The sequence below is a fragment of the Streptomyces sp. LaBMicrA B280 genome (assembly GCF_049222185.1).
In the GTDB taxonomy this organism is placed as follows: Bacteria; Actinomycetota; Actinomycetes; order Streptomycetales; family Streptomycetaceae; genus Streptomyces; species Streptomyces murinus.
Map to the genome: position 1 here is coordinate 1 of NZ_JBMJCT010000044.1, position 14,292 is coordinate 14,292.

The 14,292-nt window shown below is 73.8% G+C and carries 11 protein-coding genes, 1 tRNA gene and 1 pseudogene; 6 read left to right on the forward strand and 7 right to left on the reverse strand.

The window, feature by feature from the left end; translation table 11 throughout:
• Positions 1–166: 166 nt before the first annotated feature.
• From ACLF5H_RS28390 to fdh, 3 genes are all read left to right on the forward strand, one after another.
• Positions 167–1,171, forward strand: a complete 1,005-nt coding sequence (locus tag ACLF5H_RS28390; protein WP_421678844.1) for a 4Fe-4S dicluster domain-containing protein — start codon at positions 167–169, stop codon at positions 1,169–1,171.
• Positions 1,168–2,187 (forward strand): NrfD/PsrC family molybdoenzyme membrane anchor subunit, encoded by a 1,020-nt coding sequence (gene nrfD, locus ACLF5H_RS28395; RefSeq protein WP_421678845.1) that lies wholly within the window; start codon positions 1,168–1,170, stop codon positions 2,185–2,187. The genes ACLF5H_RS28390 and nrfD overlap by 4 nt, the downstream gene beginning before the upstream one ends.
• A gap of 128 nt (positions 2,188–2,315) precedes the next feature.
• The gene (gene fdh, locus ACLF5H_RS28400) at positions 2,316–5,576 is read left to right on the forward strand and encodes a formate dehydrogenase (protein WP_421678846.1); all 3,261 of its coding nucleotides are present in this window, start codon (positions 2,316–2,318) and stop codon (positions 5,574–5,576) included.
• Between the two features lie 18 nt (positions 5,577–5,594).
• Here fdh and selD read toward each other — a convergent pair whose 3' ends face one another.
• On the reverse strand, positions 5,595–6,614 hold the full coding sequence (selD, locus tag ACLF5H_RS28405; RefSeq protein WP_421678847.1) for a selenide, water dikinase SelD: 1,020 nt from the start codon (positions 6,612–6,614) through the stop codon (positions 5,595–5,597).
• A 34-nt stretch (positions 6,615–6,648) separates the two neighbouring features.
• On the opposite strand from selD, the gene ACLF5H_RS28410 reads away from it, so the two are divergent.
• Both ACLF5H_RS28410 and ACLF5H_RS28415 read left to right on the forward strand, forming a co-directional pair.
• Positions 6,649–6,741: transfer RNA gene (locus ACLF5H_RS28410), tRNA-Sec, on the forward strand.
• Positions 6,742–6,843: 102 nt separating this feature from the next.
• Positions 6,844–7,131, forward strand: coding sequence for a hypothetical protein (locus ACLF5H_RS28415; protein ID WP_421678848.1), 288 nt, complete (start codon positions 6,844–6,846; stop codon positions 7,129–7,131).
• Positions 7,132–7,976: 845 nt separating this feature from the next.
• Here ACLF5H_RS28415 and ACLF5H_RS28420 read toward each other — a convergent pair.
• Together ACLF5H_RS28420 and selA are read right to left on the reverse strand one after the other, a co-directional pair.
• Positions 7,977–8,447 (reverse strand): annotated as a pseudogene (locus ACLF5H_RS28420) (GTP-binding protein); the annotation flags it as partial.
• Positions 8,447–9,922: an L-seryl-tRNA(Sec) selenium transferase gene (gene selA / locus ACLF5H_RS28425; RefSeq protein WP_421678849.1), complete on the reverse strand. Its 1,476-nt coding sequence runs from the start codon at positions 9,920–9,922 to the stop codon at positions 8,447–8,449. The gene selA and the pseudogene ACLF5H_RS28420, both read right to left, overlap by 1 nt.
• 137 nt (positions 9,923–10,059) lie before the next feature.
• On the opposite strand from selA, the gene ACLF5H_RS28430 reads away from it, so the two are divergent.
• On the forward strand, positions 10,060–10,266 hold the full coding sequence (locus tag ACLF5H_RS28430) for a hypothetical protein (protein WP_421678850.1): 207 nt from the start codon (positions 10,060–10,062) through the stop codon (positions 10,264–10,266).
• 62 nt (positions 10,267–10,328) lie between these two features.
• Here ACLF5H_RS28430 and ACLF5H_RS28435 read toward each other — a convergent pair whose 3' ends face one another.
• The 4 genes from ACLF5H_RS28435 to ACLF5H_RS28450 all read right to left on the reverse strand — a co-directional run bounded on the left by ACLF5H_RS28435 (position 10,329) and on the right by ACLF5H_RS28450 (position 14,092).
• A complete protein-coding gene (locus ACLF5H_RS28435; RefSeq protein WP_421678851.1) occupies positions 10,329–11,405 on the reverse strand; it encodes an MASE1 domain-containing protein in 1,077 nt (358 codons plus the stop codon).
• Positions 11,406–11,477: 72 nt separating this feature from the next.
• Complete coding sequence (locus tag ACLF5H_RS28440) at positions 11,478–12,305, reverse strand: PP2C family protein-serine/threonine phosphatase (protein ID WP_421678852.1); 828 nt, start codon at positions 12,303–12,305, stop codon at positions 11,478–11,480.
• A 151-nt stretch (positions 12,306–12,456) separates the two neighbouring features.
• A complete protein-coding gene (locus tag ACLF5H_RS28445) occupies positions 12,457–12,777 on the reverse strand; it encodes a hypothetical protein (RefSeq protein WP_421678853.1) in 321 nt (106 codons plus the stop codon).
• A gap of 106 nt (positions 12,778–12,883) precedes the next feature.
• The gene (locus tag ACLF5H_RS28450; RefSeq protein WP_421678854.1) at positions 12,884–14,092 is read right to left on the reverse strand and encodes a hypothetical protein; all 1,209 of its coding nucleotides are present in this window, start codon (positions 14,090–14,092) and stop codon (positions 12,884–12,886) included.
• Positions 14,093–14,292: the final 200 nt, after the last annotated feature.

Genomic DNA, 14,292 nt, shown 5'->3' on the forward strand with positions numbered 1-14,292 from the left:
CCCCCACACCAAAGCGAACGGCGGGCGGCGCCACTCCGGGCGCGCGGAGTGCGGGCGCCCGTGCCACGCTCGGGGAAGACCATGGGTCCCCCTGGAGGAACCGGCGCTCCCCAGTCCGCTGGTGCCGGTCCTCATGAGAAGTCACGCGTGAGCGAGGAGGCATGCCATGGGCGACGGCCCTGAGGTGCACGGGAACCAGTGGTACGGCCCCCAGCCGGACGTGGCCGGCGCCTCCGGCTATCCCGACGCGCCGCCGCGGATGGGGTTCTTCACCGACACCTCGGTGTGCATCGGCTGCAAGGCGTGCGAGGTGGCCTGCAAGGAGTGGAACGCGGTCCCCGAGGACGGCCTCGAACTGACCGGTATGTCCTACGACAACACGGGGACCCTGGGCGCGGACACCTGGCGGCATGTGGCCTTCATCGAGCAGCGGGGGCCGTTCGGCGGGCAGGAGCCCGGCGTCGGCCACGAGGACACGGATGTCTTCGCGGCGGCCTCCCGGCTCGGCACCGGCGCCACCGCTCCCCCGCCGGGGCAGGCTCCCGAGGGCGCCCCCGCCGGGCCGATCTCCCCGCTCTCCCCCGACGGCCGCACCGAGCTGCGCTGGCTGATGTCCTCGGACGTGTGCAAGCACTGCACGCACGCGGCCTGTCTCGACGTGTGCCCCACCGGTGCGCTGTTCCGCACCGAGTTCGGGACGGTCGTCGTGCAGTCGGACGTCTGCAACGGCTGCGGCTACTGCGTGCCCGCCTGCCCGTACGGCGTCATCGACCAGCGCAAGGACGACGGCCGGGTGTGGAAGTGCACGCTGTGCTACGACCGGCTGGGCGTCGGCATGGAGCCCGCCTGCGCCAAGGCGTGCCCGACGGACTCCATCCAGTTCGGGCCGCTGGAGGAGCTGCGGGAGCGGGCGGCGGGGCGGGTGGCGGGGCTGCACGCGGCCGGGGTGGCGGACGCCCGGCTGTACGGGGCGGACCCGGCGGACGGGGTCGGCGGCGACGGCGCGTTCTTCCTGCTGCTCGACGAGCCCGAGGTCTACGGTCTGCCCCCGGACCCGGTGGTCACCACCCGGGACCTGCCCGCCATGTGGCGGCACGCGGCGCTGGCCGCGGTGACGCTGGTGGGGCTCGCGGTGGGCGGTTTCGCCGGACGCCCGAGGAGGGCGCGATGAGCGGCTCCGCTGCGGGGCGCAGGCGCCGGCGGCGCGGGCGGGGCGAGCGGCCGATGGTGCCGGACGCGTCGTTCTCGTCGTACTACGGCAAACCCGTGCTGAACAAGCCCACTTGGAAGGCGTTGGACATCGCCGGGTACCTGTACCTCGGCGGGCTCGCGGGGGCCTCCTCGCTGCTGGCGGCGGGGGGTGAGCTGACGGGGCGGCCGGGGCTCGCGGCACCGGCGAAACTGGGGGCGGCCGGGGCGATCTCGCTGTCGCTGGCCGCGCTGGTGCACGACCTGGGCCGCCCGGCGCGGTTCCTGAACATGCTGCGGGTGTTCAAGCCGACCTCGCCGATGAGCGTGGGCTCCTGGATCCTCGTGGCGTACGCGCCGCTGACCATGGCGGCCGCGGTCACCGAAGCCGCGGGCCGTTACCGGCTGCTGGGCTCCGCCGCCGCCGAAGTAGCGTGCCGATACCGGCTGTTGGGCTCGGCCGCCACCCTCTCGGCGGCGGTGCTGGGCCCCGCGGTGGCCACGTACACCGCGGTCCTGCTCTCGGACACGGCGGTCCCCTCCTGGCACGAGGGCTACCGTCAACTCCCCTTCGTCTTCGCGGGATCCGCCGCGGCCGCCGCCTCCGGTCTGGCCCTGGCCACCGCGCCGACCGCACAGGCGGGACCGGCCCGCCGGACGGCACTGCTCGGCGCCGGGCTGGAGCTGGGCGCCTTCCATCTGATGAAGCGCCGGATGGGCATCACGGCCGAGCCCTTCGACCGGAGCAGGCCCCGGATCCTGCTGCGCGCCTCCGAGGCCCTGACCGTCACCGGCACCGCCCTGGCCCTCCTCTCCGGCCGCCTGCGCGACCGCCGCGTGGCCCTGGCCGCAGGAGCCGCCCTCCTCACCGGCTCGGCCGCCCTGCGCTTCGGCGTCTTCCACGCCGGCGTGGCCTCGGCGGAGGACCCGCGCTACACGGTCGTACCACAGCGGGAGAGGCTCAACGCGGCACGCCGGGTCGAGGGGGAGGGCGCGTAGGCGCGGCGCAGCCCCTCGCACCTGCCGACACCGTTTGCCTCCGGGCGGCGGGGGTACCCCGGCGCCGCACAAGGTGCCGCGGCGGCATCGGCACGGGACAATCGGGACGACGAGTGGGAGGAGTGGCCGTGGGCGTACGCACCTGGATCGACTCCTGGCCGGTCTACCGCCAGCTCACCGGGACGGATCCGCTGGGCCGGGGGGCCGCCGCGAAGAGCGGGGCCAGTGAGCGGCTCACGCCCCGGGTGGCCTCGGCCGACCGGGTGGTGAAGTCCGTCTGCCCGTACTGCGCGGTGGGCTGCGGCCAGAACGTGTACGTCCAGGACGACAAGGTCACCCAGATCGAGGGCGACCCGGACTCCCCCGTCTCCCGCGGCCGGCTGTGCCCCAAGGGCTCGGCGAGCCTCCAGCTGACGACCGGCGACGCCCGCGAGCACCAGGTGCTCTACCGGCGCCCGCACGGGACCGGTTGGGAGCGCCTCGATCTCGACACCGCGATGGACATGATCGCCGACCGGGTGATCGCGGCCCGCCGGGCGGGCTGGGAGTGGGAGGTCGACCAGACCCGCACCCGGCGCACCATGGGCATCGCGAGCCTCGGCGGGGCGACGCTGGACAACGAGGAGAACTACCTCATCAAGAAGTTGTTCACGGCGCTCGGCGCGATCCAGATCGAGAACCAGGCGCGCGTTTGACACTCCTCCACCGTTCCCGGTCTGGGAACCTCGTTCGGACGCGGCGGCGCGACCACCTTCCAGCAGGACCTGCAGAACGCGGACTGCATCGTCATCGAGGGCTCGAACATGGCCGAGTGCCATCCGGTCGGGTTCCAGTGGGTGATGGAGGCCAAGGCGCGGGGCGCGAAGGTGATCCATGTCGACCCGCGGTTCACCCGCACCAGCGCGCTCGCCGATCTGCATGTGCCGCTGCGCGCGGGCTCGGACATCGCCTTCCTCGGCGCGATCGTCAACTACGTGCTGGAGAAGGAGAAGTACTTCCGCGACTACATCGTGGCGTACACCAACGCGCCGATGATCCTGCGCGCGGACTTCTGTGACACCGAGGACCTCTCCGGCGTCTTCTCCGGCCTGAACAGCGAGACCCGCTCGTACGACAACTCCAGCTGGCAGTACGAGGGTACGGAGACGCAGGCGGCCTCCGGCGAGCGCGACCAGGAGTACGACGAGCGTACCGGGGGCGGCAGTTCGGTGACCGAGGCGGCGCGCGGCGAGGCGCACGGCGCCGGCGGTCCGGTGATCGGCGAGGGCGAGCCGGAGCGGGACGAGACGCTGACGCATCCGCGCTGTGTCTTCCAGGTGCTCAAGCGGCACTTCGCCCGCTACACCCCGGAGCTGGTGGAGCAGGTGTGCGGGGTGCCGCGGGAGCTGTTCTCGCAGGTGTGCGAGCTGGTCACGGAGAACTCCGGGCGGGAGCGCACGACGGCCTTCGCCTACGCGGTGGGCTGGACCCAGCACACGGTGGGCGTGCAGTACATCCGCACCGCCTGCATCCTCCAGCTGCTCCTCGGCAACATCGGCCGGCCGGGCGGCGGCATCCTCGCGCTGCGCGGGCACGCCTCCATCCAGGGCTCGACGGACATCCCGACCCTGTTCAACCTGCTGCCGGGCTACATCCCGATGCCGCACGCGCACCAGAACCAGGACCTGGCCGCGTTCGTGGCGGCGGAGGCGGCGCACAAGGGCTACTGGGGCAACATGCGCGCGTACCTGGTGAGCCTGCTCAAGGCGTACTGGGGCGAGAACGCGACCGAGGAGAACGACTTCTGCTTCGACTACCTGCCGCGGCTGACCGGTTCGCACTCGACGTACGAGACGACGATGGCCCAGCTGGAGGGCACCTGCAAGGGCTACTTCCTGATGGGCGAGAACCCCGCGGTGGGCAACGCCAACACCAAGCTGATGCGGCTCGGCATGGCCAACCTGGACTGGCTGGTGGTGCGCGACTTCTCGCTGATCGAGTCGGCGACCTGGTGGAAGGACGGCCCGGAGATCGAGACCGGGGAGCTGCGCACCGAGGACATCCGGACCGAGGTGTTCTTCCTGCCGGCCGCCGCGCACACCGAGAAGGACGGCAGCTTCACCAACACCCAGCGGCTGCTGCAATGGCACCACCAGGCGGTCGAGCCGCCCGGGGAGGCGCGCAGCGACCTGTGGTTCGCCTTCCATCTGGGGCGGATCATCCGGGAGAAGCTCGCCGGGTCGGCCGACGAGATGGACCGGCCGGTGCTGGACCTCGCCTGGGACTATCCGACGAAGGGTCCGCTCGTCGAGCCGGACGCCGAGGCGGTGCTCGCCGAGATCAACGGCCATGACGCGAACGGCGAACCGCTGTCCTCGTACGAGCAGTTGAAGTCCGACGGCTCGACCACCTGCGGCTGCTGGATCTACTGCGGGGTGCGCGCCGACGGCGTCAACCAGGCCGCGCGCCGCAGGCCCGGCGGGGAGCAGGACTGGGTGGCCGCCGAGTGGGCCTGGGCGTGGCCCGCCAACCGCCGGGTGCTGTACAACCGTGCCTCCGCCGACCCCGAGGGCAGGCCGTGGAGCGAGCGCAAGGCGCTGGTGTGGTGGGACGCGGACAAGGGCGAGTGGTCCGGGCACGACGTCCCCGACTTCACGAAGGACAAGGCGCCGGGCTACGAACCGGACGAGGACGCGACCGGGCCCGCGGCGCTGTCCGGCCGGGACCCGTTCATCATGCAGGCCGACGGCAAGGCGTGGCTGTACGTGCCGTCCGGGCTCACGGACGGCCCGCTGCCCGTGCACTACGAGCCGCAGGACTCGCCGTTCCCCAACCTGCTCCACGACCAGCAGCGCAATCCCGTACGGCAGTTGCTGCCCACGCTGCCCGACAACCGCTACCAGCCGAGCGGCGACGAGCGCGGCTCCGAGGTCTATCCGTACGTGGCGACCACCTACCGGCTCACCGAGCACCACACGGCGGGCGGCATGTCCCGCTGGCAGCCCTATCTGGCCGAGCTCCAGCCGGAGTTCTTCTGCGAGGTCTCCCCGGAGCTGGCGGCCGAGCGGGGTCTTGAGCACACCGGCTGGGCGACGATCGTCAGCGCCCGCGCGGTGATCGAGGCGCGGGTGCTGGTCACCGAGCGGATGGCCCCGCTGACCGTGCACGGCCGCCGGCTGCACCAGGTGGGCCTGCCCTACCACTGGGGCCCCAACGGCTACACGACCGGCGACGCGGCCAACGAGCTGCTGCATCTGTCCCTGGATCCCAACACCCATATCCAGGAGGCCAAGGCGATCGCGGTGGACATCCGGCCGGGGCGCAGGCCGCGGGGGCCCGCGGCCGCGGAGCTGGTGCGGGCCTACCGGGCACGGGCGGGCATCGACGCGCACACGGGCACCGAGCCGTAACTCCCTTGTGCCGGTGGGTCATTCGAGCACGATGGTGTGGGAGCCGTCGTACGGCACCAGCTCCCCCACCACCGGCGCGCCCGGCACCTCCCCGGCGACCAGCAGTCCGCCGGAGGTCTGGGCGTCGGCCAGCAGCAGCCGGGTGTCGGCGTCGGTGGTGCCGAACCCGGTCCAGGGGGCGACCCATTCGAGGTTGCGCCGGGTGCCGCCGCTGACGAAGCCGTCCCGTACGGCCTCGCGGGCGCCGTCCAGGTAGGGCACGGCGGCGGTGTCGAGCACGGCGGTCACCCCGGACGCCTTGGCGAGCTTGTGCAGATGGCCGAGGAGCCCGAACCCGGTGACATCGGTGGCGCAGTCCGCCCCGGCGGCGAGCGCGGCCTCGGCCGCGTCCCGGTTGAGGGCGGTCATGGTGGCGACGGCCTGTGCGAAGCGTTCGCCGGTGGCCTTGTGCCGGTTGTTGAGCACGCCGAGGCCGAGCGGCTTGGTCAGGGACAGCGGCAGCCCGGGGCGGCCGGTGTCGTTGCGCAGCAGCCGCCCGGGGTCGGCGATGCCGGTGACGGCCATGCCGTACTTGGGTTCCGGGTCGTCCACGCTGTGGCCGCCGCCGACATGGCAGCCCGCCTCGGTGGCGATGTCCAGGCCGCCGCGCAGCACCTCGCGGGCCAGCTCGAAGGGGAGCCGGTCGCGCGGCCAGGCCAGCAGATTGACGGCGAGCACCGGGCGGCCGCCCATGGCGTACACGTCGGACAGCGCGTTGGCGGCGGCGATGCGCCCCCAGTCGTAGGGGTCGTCCACCACCGGGGTGAAGAAGTCGGCCGTGCACACCACGGCCGTGCCCGGCTGTCCGGGCAGCGTGACGACGGCCGCGTCGTCGCCGGTGGCGAGGCCGACCAGCAACGGGGTGTCGCCCCCGGCGAGTTGGGGCACGGTCAGCCCGCTGACCACCTCCTCCAGCTCACCGGGCGGGATCTTGCAGGCGCAGCCGCCGCCATGGGCGAACTGTGTGAGTCGGACGGTCGCTTGGCGGGTCGGTGTCATCGCGGTCTCCTCGGGCACTAGCCTGGCGAGCGGTGGAGGCGTGCGGGTGCCTGGTGGCCCTCCCGGTCTTCAAAACCGAGGTGCCCGAGGATCTCGGGCAGGCGGGTTCGATTCCCGTCCGCCTCCGCTCCCCGGCCCACCGCGGCAGCGTCTGCGCTGGTCGTCGACGCGTTCGGTGTGTCCCTGTGCGTCCAGGAACTCCAGCAGCGGTACGGCCACCCGGCGGGTGGTGTCCAGGGCGCGCCGGGCCTCGCTGAGGGTGAAGGGCTGGGGCAGGGCGCGCAGCACGGCGGCGGCCTCGGTGTCGGCGCCGGGCAGCAGCAGGATCCCGTCGGCGATCCGCAGCAGCGCCCCGGCGGTCACGGCGGCGGCCAACGCCCTGTGGTCCAGGCCCAGTTCGGCGAGCCGCCCGGCCTCGGGCGCGCGGAACGGCGCCCGCTCCAGGTCCCGGCGTACGGCGTCCACGGCCGGGGGGAGGGCGGGGCGGGAGTGGTCCGGTGCGAACAACCTGCCCTGATCGGCGCGGAGTCGGGGGGACGTCTCGGCCAGCGCGTCGACGAGGGCGCGGTCGGGCAGGGCGAGCAGCCGGCGGGCGGCCTCGGTGGGCAGGCCGGGGTCCAACGGGTGGGCGCGGGCGTGCCGTTCGACCTCGGCGGTGAGCCGGTCGCGCAGTTCGCTCCAGTGTGCCGGGTCGGCCAGCCAGTCGCCGGTGACGGGGGTGTCGGGGGCCGGGGCGCCCATCGCGGTGAGATCGGTGCGGCGGATCAGTCCCCGGCGGCGGAGTTCGGCGGCCGGGTCGGGGCGGCCCCGCAGGGCGGCGAGTTCGGCGGCGCGGGCCCGGACGCGATCTCCGCCCGGCGCGCGCAGCACCGCGCGGTCGCCGATCCGCAGCGGCAGGGGCCGGGCGAGGGTGAGCCGGGCGGTGTCGGTGCCGAGCGGGCGGACGGTGACCGGCACGGCGGCGGTCCCGAGGTGCAGGGTGACCTGGCGGGGCAGTTCGGCCACCGGCTCGCCGTCGATCCGCGCGTCGAGCACCTCGGTGGCCCGCCAGCGGTCGGGGCTCAGCAGCACCTGCCCCCGGCGCAGTCCGGTGTCCCCCGGCCCGTGCACATTGACCGCGACGCGGGCCACCCCGCTGACGGTCTCCCGGTCCTGGTTGAGGCTCTGCAGCCCGCGCACCCGCAGCACCGCCGGGCCGTCCCCGGTGGCCAGCCGGTCGCCCACGCGCAGGGTGCCCGCGCCGAGCGTGCCGGTCACCACGGTGCCGTGACCGCGGACGGTGAACGCCCGGTCCAGCCACAGGCGTACGTCGGCGTCCGGGTCGGGATCGGGCAACTCCCCTGCCAGCCTGGCGAGTTCGGCGCGCAGTTCGCCAAGTCCGCTGCCGGTGACGGCGCTCACCGCGACCGATGCCACCGTGCCGAGGGAGGTGCCCGCCAGTCGTGCCGCGGCGTCGGCGCGCACCGGTTCGGGGTCGGCGAGGTCGGCGCGGGTCACCGCGAGGACGGCGTGCCGGACGCCGAGCGCGTCGAGGACGGCGAGGTGCTCCCCCGACTGGGGCTGCCAGCCCTGGTCGGCGGCGACCACGAACAGCACGGCGGGCACCGGCCCGACCCCGGCGAGCATGGTCGGCACGAACCGCTCATGGCCGGGCACGTCCACGAAGGCGAGGTGGTCGCCGAGCGCGTCGAGCCGGGTCCACACGAAGCCCAGATCGAGGGTGCGGCCCCGGCGGCGCTCCTCCTCGTACCGGTCGGGTTCCATCCCGGTGAGCGCCCGGACCAGGGCGGACTTGCCGTGGTCGACATGCCCGGCGGTGGCGAGGACCCGCATCAGGGCCGTCCCCGCAAGGTGGCCGGATCGTCGCTCGTGCGCACCGCGCGCACGGCTCCCGCGAGCCGTTCGTCGTCGGCCGGGGGCACGGAGCGCAGGTCCAGCAGACAGCGCCCGGCCTCCAGGCGTCCGACGACCGGCGTACGGGCGGTGCGCAGCGCGGCGGCGTACGGCTCGGGCAGGGAGAGCGCGGCGCTGGGCAGCCCGACCCCGGGTGCCCCTCCCCCGCCGACCGTGGCGGTGCTGCCGACGGCGCGGGCGTCGATCCCGTGGGCGCCCAGTTCGGCGGCGAGCCGGTCGGCGCGGGCCCTGAGGGCGACGGGGTCGGCGGTCAGGGCGTGGGCGGTGGGGGTGGGCGGTCCGGTGAGGGTGGCTTCCAGGGCGGCCAGGGTCAGCTTGTCGACGCGCAGGGCGCGGGCCAGCGGATGCCGGGCCAGGGCGCGCACCAGGTCGCCGTCGCCGAGCAGCAGTCCGCACTGGGGTCCGCCGAGCAGTTTGTCGCCGCTCGCGGTGACCAGGGCGGCGCCCGCGCGCAGCTGGGTGTCGGCGTCGGGTTCCGCGGGCAGGCCCGGGTGCGGGGCGAGCAGCCCGGAGCCGATGTCCACGACGACCGGGACGCCCAGAGAGGCGAGTTCCCCGGTCTGCGCCGCGCGGGTGAAGCCGGTGACGCGGAAGTTGGACGGGTGCACCTTGAGCACGAACCCGGTCTCGGGGCCGATGACCTCGGCGTAGTCGGCGGCGGTCGTACGGTTCGTGGTGCCCACCTCGCGCAGCCGCGCGCCGGTGGAGACGAGCAGGTCGGGCAGCCGGAAGCCGTCGCCGATCTCCACCATCTCGCCCCGGCTGACGACGATCTCCTTGCCGGCCGCGAGCGCGGTGGCGGCGAGGACGAGGGCGGCGGCGCCGTTGTTGACGACATGGACGTCCCCGGCTGCGGGCACCCGGGCGCGCAGGGCGGCGAGGGTGGAACGGCCCCGGCGGGCCCGGACGCCGGACGCCAGGTCCAGTTCCACGTCGGTGGGTCCCGCGGCCTCGGTCACGGCCCGCCGGGCGGCGTCCGACAGGGGGGCGCGGCCGAGGTTGGTGTGGAGCAGCACCCCGGTGGCGTTGAGCACGGGGCGCAGTCCGCTCGCGGTGTCGGGGAGCAGGCTCAGGACCGTGTCCGGCACGTGTTCGGGCGCGAGCTCCCCGTCCCTGGCCCGCTGCTGCGCCTCCCGTACGGCCCCTTTGACGACCGCGGCCCCGAGCCGGTCCATGGCCTCGGCCAATCGGGGGTCGCGCAGGAGGTCGTCGGTACGGGGGACACGGCGGCGGGGGTCGGGGGCGCCGGGGTCGCGGTCGGCGGGCGGCGCCGTATCCGCCGTACCGGTCGCGCGCGCCGCGCCGGTCGTGTCGTCCGCAGGGGCCGCCTCATGTCCCGCACCGGCGGCGCCGTCCTCCGTGTCCGCCGCCCGCGCGGTCACCCGCTGTTCCATCGCGCCCTTGCCGCCCTTCCCTCCGGTCCGCGCCGCCCCTGGCGGGGTCCGTCCATCGTCTCCCAGTGCCCCGGGGCGGCCGTCCGACACGCCGTGCGGGACGTTGCGGTGGCCGGGGTGGGGGTACTCGGCGCCGTATGAACGCACGTGATGACCAGCGTCAGAGCCGACAGGAACAGCGGGACGCGAACCGTCGCAACGAGGCGGAGCGCCGTCACGCCGCCGAGGAGTCCGGCAACTCGCCGACGCCCACACCCACACCCCGCGACATCGCCGAACGCAGCTCCCGGAGCCGGGACGCCGAGGAACGGGGCGGCGACCAGGAGCCGCATCGGCCGCACTGAGGAAGCCGAGGAAGCCGAAAAAACCGAGGAAGAAAACCGAGGAACCGGACCGGCGGCGCGCCTCACGGGGCCGGCGACGACCGGCCCCCGGTGCCGTCGCCGTCCCCCGTCCTGTCGCTGTCCCCCGTCCTGTCGGCGTCGGCCGTCCCGTCGGCGTCGGTGTCCGTCTGGGGCCGGGGCAGCGGAACATCACCGGCGGTCAGGTGTTCGAGGACCTCCACCAGTTCCTGGCATGCCCGCTCCACCGAGCGCCGCGTGTTGCGCTGCTCGGTGATCAGGGCAGACATCAGGAGCGCGGTGAGCGCCATCGTCCCGTTGAACGCCTGGAGCTTGGCCATGATCTCGACCGGGCTCAGCCCCTGGAACGCGCCGCTCCCGTCCGTGGCGGCGATGGTGGCCATCACGGAGGTGAACAGCGCGCACAGCACGGCGCCCGCGAGCTGGAAGCGCAGGGCGGCCCAGATGATCAGCGGGTAGACCAGGAAGAGCAGGCTGATCGAGCTGTAGGTGGCCAGCGGGACGAGCACGCAGGTGATGACGGTGAGCGCGGTCGCCTCCCGCCATCGGCCCAGGTGCAGCGGCCGGCGCAGCCTGCCCAGCATCAGCAGCAGCGGGGTGACGAGCAGGACGCCCATCGCGTCGCCGACCCACCAGGCGAGCCACACCGGCCAGAAGGCGTGTACGGCCAGCTTGTCCGTGAGCACCAGCATTCCCACGCCGACGGTCGCGCTGATCGTCATGGCGGCCAGCGCGCCGAGGAACACCAGGGCGAGTCCGTCCCGGAATCTGCCGAGGTCGGGGCGGAAGCGCGCCCAGTGCAGCAGGATCGCCGCGCACACGGGGGCGGCGGTGTTGCCGAAGAGGATGCCGACCAGATCGGGGCCGGGCGGCGAGATGGTCAGGATGAGGGCGAGGGCGCCGAGAGTGATGCCGGGCCAGCAGCCGATGCCGAGGATCAGCAGGGCGGCGACGGAGACGCCGGTCGGCGGGTAGATCGGGGTGAAGACGGCGCTGCCCACGGACAGCTCGCGCAGCAGGCCGAGGCGGGCGGAGCCGTAGTAGAGGGCCGCGACGGCCAGCACCTGGACGACATAGCCGCCCGGCCGGCGCAGTTCCGCGATACCCACCACAGCAGCCATCTCACACCGCCCGGCGCGGCTCGGCGAGGCGAGAGCGGCCGGGGTCCGGCCCTCTGGCTGAAATGCGGGACGCTACGGCCGTGCGGGCCCGTCGAGGCCGACGACGAGTACGGCGGCGTCGTCCTCATGTCCGACGCTCTCGGCGCCCTTGATCACGGCGGCGGCCAGGGCGTGACTCTCCAGGCCCGCGACGGCGGCGATCCCGGCGAGCCGCGTCACCTGTTCCAGCCCGTCCTCCACGGCCAGCGAGGGCCCCTCCACCACACCGTCGGTGAGCAGCACGAACAGCCCGCCGGTGGTCAGCCGGTGCCGGGTCACCGGGTAGTCGATGCCCCGCTGGATGCCGAGCGGCGGCCCGCCCTCGTCGTCGACGACACCGGACTTGCCGTCGGCCGTGGCCCAGACGAAGGGGATGTGACCGGCGCGGGCGCTCTCCATCGCGCCGGTCGCCGGGTCGAGGCGCATGAAGGTGCAGGTGGCGAAGAGTTCGCTGCCGAGGGAGAGGAGCAGGTCATTGGTGCGGGCGAGCAGTTCGCCGGGCTCGCCGGTGGCGAAGGCGAGGGCGCGCAGTCCGGCGCGGACCTGGCCCATGAAGGCGGCGGCCTCGATGTTGTGCCCCTGTACGTCCCCGATGGCCAGCCCGATCCGGCCGTCGGGCAGCGGGAAGGCGTCGTACCAGTCGCCGCCCACGTTCAGGCCGTAGCAGGCGGGCGCGTAGCGGACCGCCAGATGCAGTCCGGGGGCGGTGGGCAGGTCCCGGGGCAGCATGCCGCGTTGCAGGGCGATGGCCAGCTCGACCTGGGTGCGCTGGAGTTCCGCGCGCTCGCGCGCCTGCGCGGTGAGCGAACCGAGTCTGGCCAGCAGTTCGTCGCCGTCGTCGGTGGGGCGCTTGCGGGGCATCGGTTCACTTCCGGCGGAGGGTGCCCTGGGAGACGGCCGCCTTTGCGGGCACGGCTGCCTGAATCATTGGCAAACGCCTAGATTTTACCTAGATTGACCGAACTCGGCGCGGCCCGCCGGGGCGGGCCGCTCAGCCGGTGTCCGCGTCGGTTCAGCCCGCGTCGGAGTCGATCCCGGTGATCACGGCGGGCCCCAGCGGCGCGCTGCGTTCGTCCAGGCCCGCGCCGCGCAGCGCGGAGTCCGCCAGCCTGCGGGCCTCCTCCTCGGCGTGCGGACCGGTGTCGGCCTCGACGGTCAGGCGGAGGGTGAAGGTGTTGTCGTCGTTGACGTTGAGCACATCCAGGTCCTCGCTGCTGCCCATCCGGGTGCCGTGCGGGTCCACGGGGCGCAGTGCCCGGGTCAGCCGGGTCCGGGTGTCCGCGCCGACCCCGGCGGTGAAGGTGCCGGGGACGCTGATCAGGTAGGTCGTCATGACGGTCCTTTCCTCGGGCGTCCCCTCGACTACCCCGTTTCCCGGCCTTCGCACGGGCTGCTCGGGGTGATCGGCTTCTTACGGACTCCTCACCGGGGTCACGCGCTCACAGCGGGGAGTGGGCCACCGCCGTGACGTAGGCACCGAAGAACAGGGACACCAGGGTGAGCGCGCCGTAGACGAGGACCGCCTGGCCGGGCCGGACTCGCCAGGTCCGGGCGAGGGCGCGGGCCATCGGGATGAGCAGGGGGAAGGCCGGGAGCAGGAAGCGGGGCTTGGAGGAGAAGGACCCCGAGCCGCCGAGCACGAGCAGGATCAGCACCCCGGAGAAGACGACCAGGACCAGCGGGGGGCGGTCCAGGCACAGCAGCGCGAACAGCAGCACCCCGGTGGCCACGACCAGCAGCGCGACCGTGTAGACGACGCCGCCGCCGTGCAGCAGCAGTGCCTTGACGAAGCGGGCCGCGCCGACGCCGAAGTCGAAGCGGGAGTCCCAGGCGCTCTGCACCTTGAAGTAGCCGCCGAACAGATTGCCGACCTGGGTGCCGACCCACAGCACATAGCCGAGGAAGCCCAGCGGGGCGAGGACGGCGCCGGCCCACAGCCGCCAGGAGACCCGGCCGCGCCCGCGCCACGCCTCGCACCCGGCCGCGAGGGCGACGGCGCCGGCCACCGCGAAGCCGCTGGGCCGGGCGAGGCCCGCGAGCGCGGCCAGCGTCCCGGCCCACAGCCAGCGGCCCTTGAGCACGCCGTACAGGGCCCAGATGGCGAGCGCGGCGAACAGCGACTCGGTGTAGGCGATGGTCAGCTCGACGGCGTGCGGCATGACCGCCCACAGGCCGACCAGCGCGGTGGCCACACCCCGGCCGTACAGCAGATGTCCGATGACGTAGACGCCGTACGCGGCCACGCCCGCCGCGAGCCAGGCGATGAGCAGCGCTGCCTGGCCCGGGGTGAGCGGCAGCACGGTGGTGAGCGCTCGGATGAGCGCCGGGTAGAGGGGGAAGAAGGCCCAGTCGGTCTGTACGGCGCCCTGCGGGGTGATCCACATCTTGTGGCCGTAGCCCTGGGCCGCGATGTGCAGGTACCAGCGGGAGTCCCAGGAGTGGGCGAGGGTCCGCACGAGCGGGTGTCCGCGCAGGGCGTTGGTCAGGATCACCGCGAGTATCCCGGCGAGCCGGACGCCCGCGAACAGCGCGAGGGCCGGTACCGCCCCTTCGGGGATCCCGCGGCGGACGATCCGGGGCAGATCGAAGCGGCCCGCGGGGCGGGACGGGGCGGCCGGTTCGGGCCGGGGAACGGAGGAGGTGCTCACGCTGCTGACCTTGGGCACGCCGGGTAAGACGTGCAATCCACGACTCGGGTTTCTTACGAACTTCCACCCTGAATCAGGAATTGGTCAAGAAACGGGTGTAAGTCCCTTACGGTCCCTTGCTCAACGAGTCGAACCCCCTTCGGTCACTCCTTCCGGCCACCCCTCCAGCCACCCCTCCGGGCACCCCCCTGCGGACCCCC